This window comes from Streptomyces sp. NPDC087844, from assembly GCF_044742785.1.
Taxonomy (GTDB): Bacteria; Actinomycetota; Actinomycetes; order Streptomycetales; family Streptomycetaceae; genus Streptomyces.
Window position 1 is genome coordinate 106,872 of sequence record NZ_JBIUVD010000013.1, and the last position, 16,081, is coordinate 122,952.

At 72.4% G+C, this 16,081-nt stretch carries 17 protein-coding genes; 5 read left to right on the plus strand and 12 right to left on the minus strand.

The genetic code is table 11. From position 1 onward, the window contains the following. Positions 1–9: 9 nt before the first annotated feature. Positions 10–1,026, minus strand: a complete 1,017-nt coding sequence (locus tag ACIOKD_RS24660; protein WP_402087807.1) for an LLM class flavin-dependent oxidoreductase — start codon at positions 1,024–1,026, stop codon at positions 10–12. A 210-nt stretch (positions 1,027–1,236) separates the two neighbouring features. Here ACIOKD_RS24660 and ACIOKD_RS24665 point away from each other — a divergent pair, with 210 nt between their 5' ends. Then, on the plus strand, positions 1,237–2,124 hold the full coding sequence (locus ACIOKD_RS24665; RefSeq protein WP_402087810.1) for a sugar phosphate isomerase/epimerase family protein: 888 nt from the start codon (positions 1,237–1,239) through the stop codon (positions 2,122–2,124). Positions 2,125–2,183: 59 nt separating this feature from the next. Here ACIOKD_RS24665 and ACIOKD_RS24670 read toward each other — a convergent pair whose 3' ends face one another. The 3 genes from ACIOKD_RS24670 to ACIOKD_RS24680 are packed head-to-tail and all read right to left on the minus strand — an operon-like array spanning position 2,184 to position 5,044. Beyond that, on the minus strand, positions 2,184–3,236 hold the full coding sequence (locus ACIOKD_RS24670; protein WP_402087812.1) for a Gfo/Idh/MocA family protein: 1,053 nt from the start codon (positions 3,234–3,236) through the stop codon (positions 2,184–2,186). After that, positions 3,233–4,237 carry a Gfo/Idh/MocA family oxidoreductase gene (locus ACIOKD_RS24675; protein WP_402087815.1) on the minus strand — a complete coding sequence of 335 codons (1,005 nt, stop codon included), beginning with the start codon at positions 4,235–4,237 and terminating at the stop codon, positions 3,233–3,235. Before ACIOKD_RS24675 ends, ACIOKD_RS24670 begins: the two co-directional genes overlap by 4 nt. A 45-nt stretch (positions 4,238–4,282) precedes the next feature. Further along, a complete protein-coding gene (locus ACIOKD_RS24680) occupies positions 4,283–5,044 on the minus strand; it encodes an SDR family oxidoreductase (protein WP_402087818.1) in 762 nt (253 codons plus the stop codon). A gap of 127 nt (positions 5,045–5,171) precedes the next feature. Here ACIOKD_RS24680 and ACIOKD_RS24685 point away from each other — a divergent pair, with 127 nt between their 5' ends. The 3 genes from ACIOKD_RS24685 (at position 5,172) to ACIOKD_RS24695 (ending at position 7,687) form a co-directional block, all read left to right on the plus strand. Continuing rightward, positions 5,172–6,227 (plus strand): LacI family DNA-binding transcriptional regulator, encoded by a 1,056-nt coding sequence (locus tag ACIOKD_RS24685; RefSeq protein WP_402087820.1) that lies wholly within the window; start codon positions 5,172–5,174, stop codon positions 6,225–6,227. A gap of 103 nt (positions 6,228–6,330) precedes the next feature. Beyond that, entirely contained in the window at positions 6,331–7,122 is a 792-nt protein-coding gene (locus ACIOKD_RS24690) for a sulfite exporter TauE/SafE family protein (protein WP_402087822.1), read from the plus strand. 76 nt (positions 7,123–7,198) lie between these two features. Then, positions 7,199–7,687: a hypothetical protein gene (locus ACIOKD_RS24695; RefSeq protein ID WP_402087825.1), complete on the plus strand. Its 489-nt coding sequence runs from the start codon at positions 7,199–7,201 to the stop codon at positions 7,685–7,687. A gap of 93 nt (positions 7,688–7,780) precedes the next feature. Here the strand turns inward: ACIOKD_RS24695 and ACIOKD_RS24700 are convergent, their stop codons facing one another. The 5 genes from ACIOKD_RS24700 to egtA all read right to left on the minus strand — a co-directional run bounded on the left by ACIOKD_RS24700 (position 7,781) and on the right by egtA (position 12,629). Then, entirely contained in the window at positions 7,781–7,996 is a 216-nt protein-coding gene (locus tag ACIOKD_RS24700; RefSeq protein ID WP_402087828.1) for a dodecin, read from the minus strand. A 124-nt stretch (positions 7,997–8,120) separates the two neighbouring features. Continuing rightward, entirely contained in the window at positions 8,121–9,083 is a 963-nt protein-coding gene (egtD, locus tag ACIOKD_RS24705; RefSeq protein ID WP_402087831.1) for an L-histidine N(alpha)-methyltransferase, read from the minus strand. Continuing rightward, on the minus strand, positions 9,080–9,931 hold the full coding sequence (gene egtC, locus ACIOKD_RS24710) for an ergothioneine biosynthesis protein EgtC (protein WP_402087834.1): 852 nt from the start codon (positions 9,929–9,931) through the stop codon (positions 9,080–9,082). The genes egtD and egtC overlap by 4 nt, the downstream gene beginning before the upstream one ends. After that, the gene (egtB, locus tag ACIOKD_RS24715; RefSeq protein WP_402087837.1) at positions 9,931–11,277 is read right to left on the minus strand and encodes an ergothioneine biosynthesis protein EgtB; all 1,347 of its coding nucleotides are present in this window, start codon (positions 11,275–11,277) and stop codon (positions 9,931–9,933) included. Before egtB ends, egtC begins: the two co-directional genes overlap by 1 nt. Next, positions 11,274–12,629, minus strand: coding sequence for an ergothioneine biosynthesis glutamate--cysteine ligase EgtA (egtA, locus tag ACIOKD_RS24720; protein ID WP_402087840.1), 1,356 nt, complete (start codon positions 12,627–12,629; stop codon positions 11,274–11,276). Before egtA ends, egtB begins: the two co-directional genes overlap by 4 nt. Positions 12,630–12,886: 257 nt before the next feature. Between egtA and ACIOKD_RS24725 the strand changes: the two genes are divergently transcribed. After that, the gene (locus ACIOKD_RS24725; protein ID WP_402087842.1) at positions 12,887–13,744 is read left to right on the plus strand and encodes a TIGR02452 family protein; all 858 of its coding nucleotides are present in this window, start codon (positions 12,887–12,889) and stop codon (positions 13,742–13,744) included. Here ACIOKD_RS24725 and ACIOKD_RS24730 read toward each other — a convergent pair. The 3 genes from ACIOKD_RS24730 to ACIOKD_RS24740 form a co-directional block, all read right to left on the minus strand. Then, complete coding sequence (locus tag ACIOKD_RS24730) at positions 13,729–14,184, minus strand: type II toxin-antitoxin system PemK/MazF family toxin (protein WP_402087845.1); 456 nt, start codon at positions 14,182–14,184, stop codon at positions 13,729–13,731. The two genes, ACIOKD_RS24725 and ACIOKD_RS24730, sit on opposite strands and share 16 nt — an antisense overlap. Before the next feature lie 246 nt (positions 14,185–14,430). After that, a complete protein-coding gene (locus ACIOKD_RS24735) occupies positions 14,431–14,577 on the minus strand; it encodes a hypothetical protein (RefSeq protein WP_402088157.1) in 147 nt (48 codons plus the stop codon). 10 nt (positions 14,578–14,587) lie between these two features. Then, positions 14,588–16,057: an amidase gene (locus ACIOKD_RS24740; protein ID WP_402087847.1), complete on the minus strand. Its 1,470-nt coding sequence runs from the start codon at positions 16,055–16,057 to the stop codon at positions 14,588–14,590. Positions 16,058–16,081: the final 24 nt, after the last annotated feature.

Below are 16,081 nucleotides of genomic sequence, written 5' to 3' on the forward strand. Positions count from 1 at the left end.
GTGGACCACTCATACGGGCCCAAGCCCCACCACCCGCGCCAACCGCCGGAACGAGTCCACCAGCCCCGCCCGGTCATATGTACTGGTCGTGACCAGCACCTCGTCCGCCGAGGTCTCCTTGATCACCGTCGACAGCTCATGGGCGACCTGCTCCTCGGTCCCGGCGATCTGGCCGGAAAGACCGGCCTCGTAGAAGCCCCGCTCCTTCTCCGTCATCGTCGGCGTGAGCGCCTCGACACGCTCGGCGGACGGCAGCGGCGGAAACGTACCGTGCGTGCGCGAGTACGCCATCGACCACGCCTCCGGCAGCAGCAGCCGCCGTGCCTCCTGCGGCGTCCCCGCGACCGCCACCGTCCCGGAGATCACCACGTACGGCTGCGACGCCCACACGGAGGGCCGGAACGTCTCGCGGTAGTGGTCGATGCCCCGGCGCATCTTCTCGCGGTTCCTGAGGTCGCCGATCACCATGGGCAGCCCGGCCCGCGCGGCGATCGTCGCGCCCTCGCCCATGGCCAGCACGAACGGCGGCACGGTCAGGCCCTCGGCGGGGCGTGCGCGCACTCCGGTCGGGGACGTGCCGCGGAACCAGCCCAGCAGCTCGTCGAGCTGTGCCGCGAAGTCGTCGGCCACGTCCTTCTCCCGGCCCAGCGCCCTGCGTACGCCGTCCGTGAACCCGACGGAGCGGCCGAGGCCCATGTCGATACGGCCGGGGAAGAGGGATTCCAGGACGCCGAACTGTTCCGCCACCACCAAGGGCTGGTGGTTGGGCAGCATCACCCCGCCCGTGCCCACCCGGATCGAGCCGGTCGCGGCGGCGACCGCGGCGGCCAGAACGGTCGGCGCGGAACCGGCGACACCCGGGACGCCGTGATGTTCCGACACCCAGATCCGGTGGTAGCCGAACCCCTCCAGCTCCCGCGCCAGCCGGACGGTGTCGCGCAGCGCCTCGGGGGCGCCGTGGCCCTCCCTGGTGCGCGAGCGGTCGAGGACGGAGAAGCGGGTCTCGTGATTCTGCTGGTGTGACATGGCTTCTCCGCTGACTTCTCCGCTGGCTTCTCCGCCGGATGGACTGTTGTGGGGCTGTGCTCCGTCGTCCGTATCAACAGTCGTTTCGCTGATTTCTTCCGCGTGGGTCCCGCCCGGGGTGCGAATGACGGGAAAAAGATGGACACGATGAGGCCCCGCTGAGGGATCCACCCCTTCATTTTTGTGCCGGGATGCACTTAACGTTGCGCCATGGACACTCGAATGCCCCGGATCGCCGGAGCGCCCATCTCGTGGGGCGTGTGCGAAGTACCCGACTGGGGTTACCAGTTGACGCCCGAGCGCGTGCTGAAGGAGATGCGCGAGGTCGGTCTGGCCGCCACCGAGTTCGGGCCCGAGGGCTTTCTGCCCGGCGAGCCGGCGGCCATGGCGCAGGTCCTCGCCCACCACGACCTGCGGGCCGTCGGCGGCTTCACCCCGCTGCTGCTGCACGTACCCGGGAGTGATCCGCTGCCCGAGGTCGACACGCTCCTGGAGAGCTATGCCGCGTCCGGGGCCGACGTCCTCGTCCTCTCGGCCGTCACGGGACAGGACGGCTACGACTCCCGGCCCGAGCTGGACGCCGACGGCTGGAAGCTGCTGCTGTCCAACCTGGACCGCCTGACCGCGCTGGCCGCCGAACGGGGCGTACAGGCCGTCCTGCACCCGCACGTCGGCACGATGGTCGAGAACGGCGAGGAGGTCCAGCGCGTGCTGGAGCACTCCGCGATCTCGCTCTGCCTCGACACCGGGCACCTGCTCATCGGCGGTACCGACCCCGCCGAACTCACCCGGCAGGCACCCGAGCGGATCGCCCACACACACATGAAGGACGTGGACGCCGCCCTCGCCGCCAAGGTCCGGTCCGGCCGCCTCAGCTACACGGACGCCGTCCGGGAGGGCATGTACCGGCCGCTCGGCGCCGGTGACGTGGACGTCCGGGCCATCGTGAGCCACCTCGGAGCGCGCGGCTACGACGGCTGGTACGTCCTGGAGCAGGACACCATCCTCACCGGGGAGCCCGCGGGCAAGGGACCCGTGGACGACGTGTGGAGCAGCGCGGAGTACCTGCGCTCGGCGCTGGGCGACGCACACCGGTGAAGCGCTGAGGCAGCCGGGAAGAGAGAAGACCGCGAACGGTCCTGCCGGCCTGAGGGTCCTCAGGCCGGCAGGACCGTTCGCGGCCGGAGCGGGAGGCCCGCACCCCGGTAGCAGTCGTCGATGAGGCGCATCGTGGCGAGCGCGTCATCGGCGTCCAGGCGCAGCGGCGCGCCCCGGCGCAGGTGGGCCGCGAAGGCTTCGAGCTGGTAGGTGTACGAGGACCGGCGGCCGTGCATCTCGACGCGGTCGCCCGAGGCCGTACGGACCCGGACCCGGTCGTCCAGGTGCGGCTGCACGAAGTTCACCGCCGTGGCCTCACCGAGTGAGCCCACGATCCGGCAGCTCATCTCCCACTCGTCGTGCGCCATGTGGCAGCGGGCCGTACCGGTGGCGCCGCCCGGGAACTCCAGGTCGGCGTCCAGCCACTCGTCGACCCCGGGCGCGCCCGGCCTCCCCCGGACTCCGTCCGGGGGTACCCCCGTCTCGCTTCGCTCGCCGCCGCGGGCCGCGACGAGCCGCGGCGCGCCGCCCGCCCAGGGCGCGAGCATCCGCTGGGCGTGCAGGCTGTAGCAGCCCAGGTCCATCAGAGCGCCGCCCGCCAGCGGAAACGACCAGCGCGGGTCGGTGTCCGGCGGTGGCGGCATGACCATCGTGGTCTCCACGTGCCGCAGTTCGCCCAGTTCCCCGCTCGCCAGCAGCTCGTGCAGGCGCCGGGTGACCGGGTGGAACAGGTAGTGGAAGCCCTCCATGAAGACCGTGCCGGCCTTCGCGACGGCGTCCCGGACCTCGACGGCCTCCTCGGTGTTGCTCGCGGAGGGTTTCTCGGTGAGCACATGCTTGCCCGCGGCGAGCGCGGCGAGGTTCCAGGGCCCGTGCAGACCGTTGGCGAGCGGGTTGTAGACGACCTCGACCGCGGGGTCGCAGACGACGTCGGCGTACGAGTCCAGGACCCGTTCGACGTCGTGCTCGGCGGCGAAGGCCTCGGCTCGGGACCGGTCGCGGGCGGCCACCGCCACGATGCGGTGGCCGGTCACCCGGGCCGGTCCCGCGATCGACAGCTCGGCGATGCGGGCCGCGCCCAGCACACCGATCCGCAGGGGTTCGTCCGTCATGCTGTGCGCACCTCTTCCAGTCGTACGGGCCGGTGTTCGCGCAGCGACAGCGTGCAGGCCTCGGCGATCCAGCTCGCTTCGAGGGCGTCGGCCACGGTGCAGGGGGAGGGGCGTGAGCCCGCCACGACCTCGGTGAACGCGGCGAGTTCGGCCCGGTAGGCGGCGGCGAAGCGGTCCATGAAGAAGTGGTGCGGGGGGCCGGCGGGGAAGGTGGCCCCCGGCTCGACGGACCGCAGCGGCAGCTTGTCCTCCAGGCCCACGGCGATGCTGTCCAGCATGCCGTGCACCTCCAGGCGGACGTCGTAACCGCGGGCGTTGTGCCGGGAGTTGGAGATGACGCCGATCGTGCCGTCGTCGAAGGTGAGCAGCGCGGAGGCGGTGTCGACGTCCCCCGCGGCCGCGATGAAGTCGGCGCCCCGGTTGCCGCCGGTCGCGTACACCTCGACGACCTCGCGGCCGGTGACCCAGCGCACGATGTCGAAGTCGTGCACGCCGCAGTCGCGGAAGATGCCACCGGAGACGGCCACGTACGCGGCGGGCGGCGGCGCGGGGTCGAGGGTGGTGGACCGTACGGTGTGCAGCGGGCCGAGCTCGCCGCTCACCACGGCCTTGCGCGCGGCGACACAGCCCGCGTCGAAGCGCCGGTTGTAGCCGATGTGCACCTCGACCCCGCCGGCCTCCACCGCGCGCAGCACGTCGAGGCTCTCCTCGACGCCGCGGGCCACGGGCTTCTCGCAGAAGACCGGGATGCCCGCCTTGACGGCGGCGAGGAGGAGTTCGGGGTGGGCGTCGGTCGCGGCGGCGATCACGACACCGTCGACTCCGGCGGCGAACACCGCGTCGGGGGAGTCCACCGCCGTCGCCCCGAACCGCTCCGCCGCCGAGGAGGCCGCCGCGGCGACCGGGTCGGTGACCACCAGCGAGTCGACCGCTTCGAGTCCGGACAGGGTTTCCGCGTGGAACGCGCCGATCCGGCCCAGCCCCATGATGCCAATACGCATGCGAATCGTGCTCCTTCAAACCAAGGTTTCAGCCCGGAGGGCGGTTCAGTCGAGGCCGCCGAAGACGGTCTGGTCCCAGTCGATGACCGAGCCGGTCACCACACCGCTGCGGTCGGAGAGCAGGAGGACGACGAAGTCGGCGATCTCGTCGACCTGTCCGAGCTTGCCCATCGGCTGGGCCGCCGCGGCCTTCTCCCGCCAGTCGTCGCCCGCGCCGTGAAAGGCGCGCTGGGTGGCGTCCTCGCCCTCGGTGTCCGTCCAGCCGATGTTCAGGCCGTTGATGCGGATGCGGTCCCAGCGGTGCGCGTGGGCCGCGTTGCGGGTCAGCCCCGCGAGGCCGGCCTTCGCCGTGGAGTACGGCGCCAGATGCGGCGGGCCGCCGTGCGCGCAGTTCGAGATGATGTTCACGACCGTGCCGGGCGCCTTGCGGCTCGTCATGTCGGTGACCGCGGCCTGCGTCGCGAAGAAAGGCGCCCGCAGGTTGATCGCGATGTGCGCGTCGAACAGCTCCGGCGTGGTGTCGAGGAGCGAACCGCGCGAGGTGAGCCCCGCCGCGTTGACCAGACAGTCGATACGCCCGTACGCGTCCACGACCTGGACGACGCTGTCGCGCGCCTGCGCCGCGTCCGACAGGTCGGCGCGGACGAAGCGGGCGCCGGTGTCCACGGCGAGCTTCTCGCCCACCTCGGCCCGGCGTCCGGTGAAGACGACGGTCGCGCCCTCGCGTACGGCCGCCCGGACGACCCCCGCGCCCACCCCTTGGCTGCCGCCGTTGACGAGGACGACCTTGTCCTCAAGAAGTCCCATGAGTGCGTTGTCTCCTTCGGCTCAGGCTTCGGCTCCGGCGGCGCTGCTGTCAGTCTTGTGAACCAGAGCCCGTCATACAATCCGCAGAGACCCATCAAAAGTCCGTCATTTGCATGCGAGGGCCGCCGTGCGACATCCCTATCCGATCAGAGAGATCGCCCGTCAGGCCGGTCTGAGCGAGGCCACGGTCGACCGGGTCCTCAACGACCGCGGCGGCGTACGGGAGAGCACCGTCATGGAGGTGCGCCAGGCCGTCAAGGACCTGGACCGCCAGCGGACCCAGGTACGCATCGGTGGCCGCACCTTCATGATCGACATCGTGATGCAGACGCCGGAGCGGTTCTCCACCGCCGTACGGGACGCCCTGGAGGCGGAACTGCCCTCCCTGCACCCCGCCGTGGTGCGGTCGCGCTTCCACTTCCGGGAGACCTGTCCCGCCTCCGAACTGGTCGCGACCCTGGACAAGATCGCCAAGCGCGGCTCGCAGGGAGTGATCCTCAAGGCCCCGGACCTGCCGGAGATCGTCGCCGCCGTCAGCCGGCTGGTCGCGGCGGGCATCCCCGTCGTCACGCTGGTGAGCGACCTGCCCAGCAGCGCGCGCATGGCGTACGTGGGTATCGACAACCGGGCGGCGGGCGCCACCGCCGCCTATCTCATCGGGCAGTGGCTCGGCGACCGGCCCGGCAACGTGCTCGCCACGATCAGCCGGGGCTCCTTCCGCGGCGAGGAGGAGCGGGAGATGGGTTTCCGCAGTGCGATGCGCAGCGCGCAGCCCGGAAGATCCCTGGTGGAGGTCACCGACAGCGACGGACTGGACGCCACCCAGCGGGACCTCGTCCTGGACGCCCTCAAGCGGGACGAGGACGTCATCGCCGTCTACTCGGCCGGGGGCGGCAACGCGGCGACCCTCGACGCGTTCGGCCTCCTCGGGCGGGAGTGCGCGGTGTTCATCGCGCACGACCTGGATCACGACAACACCGGATTCCTGCGCGAACGCCGGCTGTCCGCCGTGCTCCACCACGACCTGCGCCAGGACATGCGGCGCGCCTGCCAGACCATCATGCGCGCGCACAAGGCCCTTCCCGACGAGGGTCCCTTCCTGCCTTCGGCGATCCAGGTGGTCACGCCGTACAACATGCCGCCGGGTGTCCCGCTCGCGTCATCGGGCCCGTCCGGCGTCTGAGGAGACCCCTGCCGTCTGCATATGTAGATGCCGTCTATAGGGTGGAACGACCGTGTGTGGCGGGCCAGGACGCCACCCCACCCCTTCAGGACAAGAGGGTCACGTGCAAGCGCTCATCGCCGGGATCGACTCCGGCCGCGTCCCGCTGCTCCTGGCCGCCGGAATCGCCTCCGGGCTCGCCGGTTCGATCGCCGGTCTGGCCTCGCTGTTCAGCTACCCCGCTCTCCTTGCCGCGGGCCTGCCGCCCGTGGCGGCCAACGTCACCAACACCGTGGCCCTCTTCTCCAACACCGTGGGATCCGCGGTGGGGTCCCGGGAGGAACTGCGCGGGCAGCGCGCCCGGCTCGTCCGGCTGGCCGTCACGGCGGCGCTGGGCGGGGCGATCGGCGCGGCCCTGCTCCTCGGCACACCGTCCTCGACGTTCGAGCTGGTCGTTCCGTGGCTGGTGGCCCTGGGCTCGGTGCTGATCCTCATCCGCGAGCCCCTGCGGCGGCTGACCGCGAGACTCAGCACCGATCCGGCCTCCTCCGTACCCGGACTGCCCGTGGCCTGCGCCGTGCTGCTGGTCGGTCTGTACGGCGGCTACTTCGGCGCCGCGGCGGGCGTCCTGATGCTCGCCGTGCTCTCCCTGTCCGCGACGGAGCCGCTGCCGGTGACCAACGCGGGTAAGAACATCGCCACCGGCGCGGCCAACGTCACCGCGGCCGTCGCCTACGCCTTTCTCGCCCCGGTCGACTGGAGCGCGGCCCTCACGCTCGGTGTGGGCTGCTTCGTGGGCGCCTGGATGGGGCCCGCGGTCGTACGGCGACTGCCCGAGGCCCCGCTGCGGATCGCGATCGCCTTGGCCGGCTTCGGACTCGCCTGGACGCTGTGGCGGGACGCGACCGCGTCCTGAACGGAGGAGAGCGGCGTCCTGAGGTGGCCGCGGCGGGGCCCCGAAGTGACCGAAGCGGCGTTCTAGGGTGGCCGCTGTGACGAACAACAGCACGCCCCTCGCCGTCTTCGACCTCGACGGCACGCTCGCCGACACCGCGCACCGGCAGCGGTTCCTGGAGCAGAAGCCGCGGAACTGGGACGCCTTCTTCGCCGCCGCGCCGCACGATCCACCGCTGGCCGAGGGCGTGGCACTTGCCCTGGAGCACGCGGAGGAATGCGAGGTCCTCTATCTGACCGGGCGGCCCGAGCGCTGCCGCAAGGACACGGTGGCCTGGATCGCCGCCCAGGGCCTGCCCGGGGGTCGCGTCCGGATGCGGCGCAACGACGACCGCAGGCCCGCCCGGCGCACCAAGCTGCAGATCCTCCGCGAGCTGGCCCGCGACCGTGCGATCAGGGTGTTCGTGGACGACGACGAGCTGGTGTGCGAGGACGCCGAACGGGCCGGGTTCACCGTCGTACGGGCCCGCTGGGCCGCCGCGTCGGCGGCGCTGAAGGAGGCGCAGGAACGGGAGGGGCGGACCTGACGGGCGGGTCCGACGGGCGCCGGCCCCTCCCGAACGCGAACGCGTCGGAAGGGGCCGGCGCCCGTGCCGGGTACGGGCCGGGCAGGGCCGCCGTCAGGCCGAGTCCTCCAGGCGGAAGCCGACCTTCAGGCCGACCTGGTAATGCTGGACCTGCCCGTTCTCGATCTGCCCGCGCACCTGAGTGACCTCGAACCAGTCGAGGTTGCGCAGGGTCTGCGAGGCCCGGGTGACCCCGTTGCGGATCGCCTGGTCGATGCCCTCGTGCGAGGTTCCGACGATCTCGGTGACCCGGTAGGTGTGGTCGGACATGCGGGTGCTCCTCTCCGCCGTGGCCCGTGTGCCACGTGTCGTTCCACGGTGCCCCACGAGGCGGGGGACCGCGAGATGTGGGCCCGGGGAACGCGGGTTCCGACGGGCTCCGGTCCGGTGCGGTTCACCGGGCCGTGCTCAGCGACAGCGCGAACCTCCCCTCGGCGTCCGTCCACCAGTGGGTGAGTTCGAGTCCGGTGGCGGCCAGTTCCGCGCGTACGCCCTCCTCGCGGAACTTCGCCGACACCTCGGTGCGCATCTCCTCGCCCTCGGCGAACTGCACGGCGATGTCGAGTGCGGGGATCTTCACGGTCACGGCCGAGAGAGCGCGCAGCCGCATCTCGATCCACTCCTGCTCGGCGTTCCAGCGGGCGACATGGCTGAACCCGTCGGGATCGAAGTCCGCGCCGAGCTCGCGGTTGACGACGCTCAGCACGTTCTTGTTGAACGCGGCCGTCACCCCCGCCGCGTCGTCGTAGGCGGCGACGAGCACCGACTCGTCCTTCACCAGGTCGGTGCCGAGGAGCAGTGCGTCGCCCGGTGACAGCAGGGAACGTACCGACGCCAGGAACGAGGCACGTTCGGCGGGCAGCAGATTGCCGAGCGTGCCGCCGAGGAACGCGACGAGCCGCGGGCCGGGCGTGCCGGGCAGCGTGAGGCCACCGGTGAAGTCGGCTATCAGCGCGTGCACGTCGAGCGTGGGACGCTCGGTGGTCAACGACTCACCGGCCTGCGTGAGCGCGCTCTCGCTCACGTCCACCGGCACATAGGTGTGCAGCGCGGGCAGCGCGTCGAGCAGGTGCCCGGTCTTCTCGGACGAGCCCGAGCCCAGCTCGACGAGCGTGCGCGCACCGGTCGCCGCGGCGATCTCGGGCGCCCGGGCGGCGAGGATCTCGCGTTCGGCGCGCGTGGGGTAGTACTCGGGCAGCGCGGTGATCTTCTCGAAGAGCTCGCTGCCGAGCGCGTCGTAGAACCACTTGGGCGGGAGCGTCTTCGGCGTGCGGGTCAGGCCGTGCAGGACGTCGGCCCGCAGAGCGGCGCCCGTGGCGTCCTCGGGCAGCGTGCGGGTGACCAGGAACGGACTCACGTACGGGGCTCCTTGCTCGGAACGGATGCGCTCGGTACGGGTGTGCTCGGTACGGGTGTGCTGGGTGCGGAAGCGCCCGGTACGGATGCCACGGGTTCGTCGATGTCCTTGAGCGGGGTGAGCAGGACGTCCGTGCGGCTCGCGGCGAGCAGTGTGCGGTCCGGCACCTCCTGCCAGCGCGGATCGTCGTCGTACGGCTCGGACGCGACGACGGTGCGCCGGCCGGGCTCGGTCAGATACCAGAGCGTGTCGCCCCAGGCGGTGGCGGCGATCACCTCGCCGTTGGTGAGCAGCAGGTTGAGGCGGGAGCCGGGAGCCGCCGCCGCCACGTCGAGAACCGTGTCGGCGAGGGCCTGGCCCTCCTCGTCACCGCCGCGCAGCCGGTTCAGGACCAGCGCCCAGACGAGCGCCGAGTCGCAGCGCGCCTCCATCGACAGCAGGTCCTCGGCGGGCAGCGTCCGGGCCGGCGGGGCCAGTGAACGCGGCCAGCCGGCGATCGCGCCGTTGTGGCTGAACAGCCAGGTGCCCGCGGCGAACGGCGCCGCCGCGGCCTCCCCGTCCGCCCCCGCCAGGGTCGCGTCCCGCACCGCGGCGAGCAGCGCGCCCGAGCGCACCACCCGCGCCAGGTCGGCGAAGGACCGGTCGCCCCAGATCGGCCCGGTACGCCGGTAGCGGCCGGGCACCGGGTCGCCCTCGGCGTACCAGCCGACGCCGAAACCGTCGGCGTTGACGGTCCCGTACCGCTGGCGCCGGGGCGCCCACGACTGGCGGTACAGGCTGTGGGCCGGGTCCACGAGGAGCCGCCCCAGCGGCTCCTCGGGCCCCAGGTATGCCAGATGACGGCACATCAGACGGTTTCCGGGTGGGCGTCCCGAGCGGTGCGGAACCCGGAGAAGATCTGCCGCCGGACCGGATGGTCCCAGTTGCGGAACGTCCCCCGGCACGCCACCGCGTCCACGGCGAACGAGCCGCCGCGCAGCACCTTGTGCTCCGACCCGAAGAACACCTCCGAGTACTCCCTGTACGGGAAGGCGTGGAAGCCCGGATAGGGGAGCAGATCGCTGGACGTCCACTCCCACACGTCACCGATCAACTGCCGTACACCGAGCGGCGACTGGCCTTCCGGATAGCTGCCGGCCGGCGCCGGGCGCAGATGGCGCTGGCCGAGGTTGGCATGCTCGGGAGTGGGGTCGGCGTCGCCCCATGGATAGCGCGTCGAGCGGCCCGTCTCCGGGTCGTGCCGGGCGGCCTTCTCCCACTCGGCCTCGCTGGGCAGGCGCCGTCCCGCCCAGCGCGCGTACGCGTCGGCCTCGTACCAGCTGACGTGCAGGACGGGCTCGTCCGGCGGTACGGCCTCGGTGACGCCGAAGCGCCGCCGCAGCCACTGCCCGCCGTCGCGGCGCCAGAACAGCGGCGCCTCGATGGAGTGTTCCCGGATGTGGGACCAGCCCTGCGGTGCCCACCAGCGCCGGTCGGTGTAGCCGCCGTCCGCGATGAACGCCTGGTACGCCCCGTTCGTCACCGGAGTGGTGTCGATGAGGAACGGCGGCACCAGACGCGCGTGCGCCGGCCGTTCGTTGTCCAGCGCCCACGGCTCGGTGGACGTGCCCATCGTGAACGGGCCGCCCGGGACCAGTACTTCGGCGGGTCCGTTGTACGCGGGTACGGATATCGGGTCCGGAGCCGTCAGGGCCACCGGCCCCCTGCGGAGCTGATGGGTAATCAGCATGGTCTCGTCGTGCTGCTGTTCGTGCTGGGCGATCATGCCGAAGGCGAAGCCGGCCTCGGTCAGCCGGGCGCCGGTGCCCTCGAACGCGGCGCTCTCCAGGATGTCGAGCGCCCGGTCGCGAACCTCTGCCGCGTAGTCGCGGGCTTCGGCGGGCGGCAGCAGCGGAAGCGAGGGCCGCTCGGCACGTGGGTGCTCGAACGCGTCGTACAGGCCGTCGATGTCGGGCCGCAGCGCGTCACGGCCGGCGACCGCCCGCAGCAGCCACAGCTCTTCCTGGTTGCCGATGTGCGCGAGATCCCACACCAGCGGGGACATCAACGGCGAGTGCTGCGCGGTCAGTTCGGGCTCCTCGACACAGGAGGTCAGCAGTGCCGTGCGCTCGCGGGCCGTGAGCAGCGCCGCCAGCGCACGCTTTCTGAGCGTCTCCGGGTCGTCGAGCGAAGTGCTGGTACCGGGGTCGGTCATGGGCGGAGGTCCTTCCCGCTGAGCAACTGTTCCGTGCTGTGTTCCGCGTCCTGTCCGGAGCCGAGGAGCGTGCCGTGCTGCGGATGACCGGAGTCGGCGGCACGGTCGAGCAGGTCGTCGGCGGGACAGCGGCCCCGGGCGACATAGCGGTCGGTGAACTCCGCGACCGCCCGCTGCACCTCGGTGCTCGCACCGATCCTGGGCAGCGCGTCGGCGGCCACCGCGAAGCAGGTCGCCGCCGCCTCCCGCAGCTCGGGATCGGCAAGGCCCGAGCGGGCGGCTGCCGTCCACAGCGGGTTGCACGGGGCGGGCAGCGAGCCGGCCCGTTCGGCGAGCGGTTTCACCGTCCGGTAGGCGGTCTCGGCGGCCTCCGGGTCGTCGAACAGCGCCGCCGTCACGGCCAGCGGCACGATCCAGCCGTCGTCGCCCGGCTGCGCGTCGATCATGCGCAGCTCCAGATGCCCGCGCGGGCGCACCGGCGGGAACAGGGTCGTCTGGTGGTAGTCGAGGTCATCCCGGCCCGGTGGTGCGTCGGACCGGGTCCACGCCCGGAAAGTCAGCCCCTCCGGTACGTCCCAGGGGCCGCTGGGCGCGCGTACGCACATCACCGGTGCGTCCAGGACGTGCCGTGCCCAGGCGGCCCGCGGGTCGCCGTCGAGGGGCGGGGCGCTGGTGCGGCCCGGATCCATCGCGGCCCACAGGGACTGCCGGGTGGAGCGCCAGCCCGTGGGCCGGCCCTGGGCCATCGGGGAATTGGCGAACGCGCCCACCAGCACCGCGCCCAGCAGGTGCGCCAGCAGCCAGCGGCGCCCGAGACCGAGCGGTCCGGGCTCCTCGTACCCGGCGTCCAGACAGACCTGGACGGAGGCGGAGGAGCACATCATGGCGCGGCCCTCGGGGCCCGCACGGTCGAGGCAGGTCTCCATGGCGTCGTAGCGCGGCTCATGGAGGAAACGGGTGGGTTCGTTCCAGGGGTCCTGGCCCAGTCCGCAGAGGGCGAGACCCGCCTCGCGCAGTACCGCGCGTACGGCGTCGAGGTCGGCGGAGACGGAGGCGACGCACTCCGTCAGGGAGGCGGCGGGTGCGGAGCTGAGCTCCAGCTGTCCGCCCGGTTCGACGGTGACCGCCGAACTCAGGGGCAGGGCCCGCACTGCGGCGTAGGCCGCTTCGCGACGTTCAGGTGGTACGGGGAGCCGCGGGGAGCGCGGCTCGTGGACGAGCCATTCGAGTTCCACACCGAGGGAGCGGGGCGGTCCGGTCTTGAAGCATATGCCGCGGACCAGTGCCTCCACTTCGGTCTCGGTGACGGTGGAGCGGCGGGGCGCCGTACAGTCACTCGCCGAATCGGACATGTCGGGATCCTCCTGAGATTCCATCCATGCCGCCGGACCGGCTTCGGATGGGCCGGTCCGACAGACGCTCGTCCCACCCAAGACCCTTGAGCCGGTTCGCACAAGGGTGCGTATCGCCGCTTATGGGTGCGTGAAACTCTGTTGCGACTCCAGACCAGGATCGCTCACCATGCGTTCATGAGCACGACGGGGGATGCGACAGGGATACCGGGGGAGATCGTGCGGGACGCGAGCACGGCGCCTACAGGGGTGGCGCCATGAGCGCACGGCTGCGCGCGATCGCACGGCAGACGGAGGAGATCGTCGCGGCGGGCTCGTACCGCGCGTCCGACGGGCGCGAGGTGTCGATCGCCGCGGCGGTGGCCGCCGCCCGCGCGGGCACCCGGATGTACGGCCCGGAGCCCGTCGAGACACCGCGTGCCACCGGTTCCGCCGGTTCTGTCGGCCTCACGGGCTCTTCCACGGACACGTTCTTCGAGGTCACGGGCGAGAGCAGCCTGGAAGCGGCCCGCCGGCTGACCGGTCCGGCAGCGGTACTGAACTTCTCCTCGGCACGCAATCCCGGCGGGGGGTATCTCAACGGCGCGCAGGCCCAGGAAGAGGCCCTGTGCCGGGCCTCCGCGCTCTACACGTGCCTGGTGGGGGCCCGTGAGTTCTACGACCACCACCGGACACACCGCGACCCCTTCTACACCGACCGGGTGATTCACTCACCGGCCGTCCCGGTGTTCCGCGACGACCGGGGAGCGTTCCTCGACGAGCCGTACACCGCGGGATTCCTCACGGCCGCCGCACCCAACGCCGGAGTGATCAAGCGCACGACGCCGGAGCGCGTACCTGAGCTGCCGCACGCGCTCGCCTCCCGCGCCGAGCGGGTGCTGGAGACGGCCGAGGCGCACGGCTACTGCCGGCTGGTGCTCGGCGCATGGGGCTGCGGAGTGTTCCAGAACGACCCGGCGCAGGTGGCGAGCACCTTCTCCGCGCTTCTCGGGGACGGCGGACGTTTCTCCGGCACCTTCGAGCACGTCGTCCTCGGCGTCCTGGACCGGACGAGGGGAGCGGTGGTCCGGGCGGCCTTCGAGCAGGCGTTCAGGCCTCTTCAGCGCCAGCCGTAGCGCTCCCGCAGCCGGTGCACCACCAGGTTGAACCGCATCCGGTCCAGCGCGCACGCCTCCCGGCGCATCCCCTTCTCGTGCAGTCGCAGCACCCGGTCCACGTCGACCCACGAGTCGCGCCCCGACCGGTCCCAGGGCCCGCTGCCGATCGGCACCCACTCCCGGTCGCCGTGGTGCCCCTTGCTCGACAACTGCACGGCGAGGAACGTGTCGGCACCCTCGCGGGCGACCACCAGCACCGGCCGGTCCTTGCCCCGTCCGTCGTTCTCCTCGTAGGGCACCCACGTCCACACGATCTCGCCCGGGTCAGGGTCGCCGTCGTGCGCGGGGGAGTACTCGGTCCGCACGACCCCGACCCGCCGCGGATCGGCCTCGGCGGTGGCGGAGGGCCCGAATCGCCCGGGAACATCTTGCTCGGCTCGCTCGGCAGAAGCAGTCACAGCAGACACGTTAACCCGCGCCGCTGAGCGGGGGTCTCGCGCACCTCCCTGGCCAGGGGCACGGTCAGCGCCCTGCTTCGTTGCTTGTAAGGGGCGCGGGGAACTGCGCGACCAGCCACAGCGGACCCGCACCCGCCTCGACGATCTCCGGCCAGTTCTCCGCGAGTTGCCGCGCGACCACGGCCTCCTGGTTCTCATCCTTGATACGTACTGCACGCTCACATGGTCAAGACGCCCGCGCAGGCTTCAACCGCCGTACGCGTTCGAGGAAGCGGCATGGGCGAGGAAGTGCTCGGCGCCGCCACGCACCCGGACGATCACCTCGCCGACGAGGCCGGGCCCGACCGTGCCGGTGACCCGCCCCATGAGCCCCACCATCGACGCGTCGTGCATGCCGCCAAGCCTACGGGCCCGCGGGCCAGGGACCGGCGGGCGGACCGAACTCCGCCCCACCGCCGCCCGGTTCGCGATCCGTCGTGCGGCCGGGCCACCGCTCGTACCACCGCTGGTCCGCCTCCAGCCGCGCGGCGAGTGAGACGAGGAGCGGCTCGCTGTTCGCGGGGCCGAGGAGTTGGGCGCCCACGGGCAGGCAGCCGTCGACGAACCCCGCCGGGACGCTCACCGCGGGCCAGCCCAGCACGTTCCACGGCCACGCGTACGGACACGCGGCGATCATGGCCCGGTCGGTGCCGAAGCCACTCAGACGGTGCAACGCGCCGATCCGCGGGGCCGGAGCGGCCGTCGTCGGCGCCAGGATCACGTCGTACGTCTCGAAGAGCGCGCCGATCCGCCGGTGCAGCCGTGCCTCGGCGCGCCGGGCGGCCCGCAGCGGGGCCCCGCCGAGCAGCCGCCCGAGCCGGGCCGCCTCGCGGGTGCGCCGGTCGAGGAGAGCGGGGTCGGGCACGTCACGCGCGCGCTCGGCGATCCCGGCGGTGGCGCGCGGTACGAACGCCAGACCGATCCGCCCGTACGCCGGGTCGGCCTCCTCGACCTCGTGCCCGAGCGCGGCCAGCCGTTCCGCGAGGGCGACGACCCGGGCCCGTACGTCGGGGCGCAGTCGAGCCGGCAGCGCCGTGAACGGAGGCTTCAGTGACAGCGCGATCCGCAGCCGCCCCGGATCCCGGCCCACCGCGTCCGCCGTGCGGAGCGCGGGCGGGCGGTGCAGGTCGTGTGCGTGGCTGCCGCTCGCCGCGTCCAGGAGCAGCGCGGCGTCCTCGACGGTACGGGCCAGGGTGCCGTTGACCGTGATGCCGTAGAAGGACTCAGGGCGCGGCCAGGTCGAGATCCGGCCGCGCTGCGGTTTGATGCCGATCAGATGGGTCCAGGACGCGGGGATGCGCACCGAGCCCGCCCCGTCGGAGCCCAGTGCGGCGGGGACCAGGCCCGCCGCGACGGCGGCGGCCGAACCGCCGGACGAGCCGCCCGGTGTGTGCCCGGTGTGCCACGGGTTGCGGGTCTCACCGAAGGCGGGGCCCTCGGTGAAGGGCCACTGTCCCAGCTCGCAGGTGTTGGTCTTGCCGACGATCACGGCCCCGGCCGCACGCAGCCGGCGTACCGCCTCGCCGTCCTCGGCGACCGGTGGGAACGCGCCGCGGCAGCCGAAGGCCGTCGGTTCGCCCGCCACGTCCATGTCGTCCTTGACCGCCACCGGTACCCCGAGCAGCGGCCGGTGGGCGCCGGCCGCGAGTTCCCTGTCGGCGGCGTCGGCCTCGGCGAGCGCGGCCTCGGCGCGCACCAGCCGGAAGGCGTTCAGTGATCCCTGGGTTGCCGCGATCCCGGCGAGGGCCTCCTCGACGAGCGCCCGCGAGGACACCGAGCCCTCGGCCAGGGCACGGGCGTGCTGCGCGAGTCCCGCGGCACGGCCGGACGTCATGCGGGCTTCCGTACGGCGTGGGGA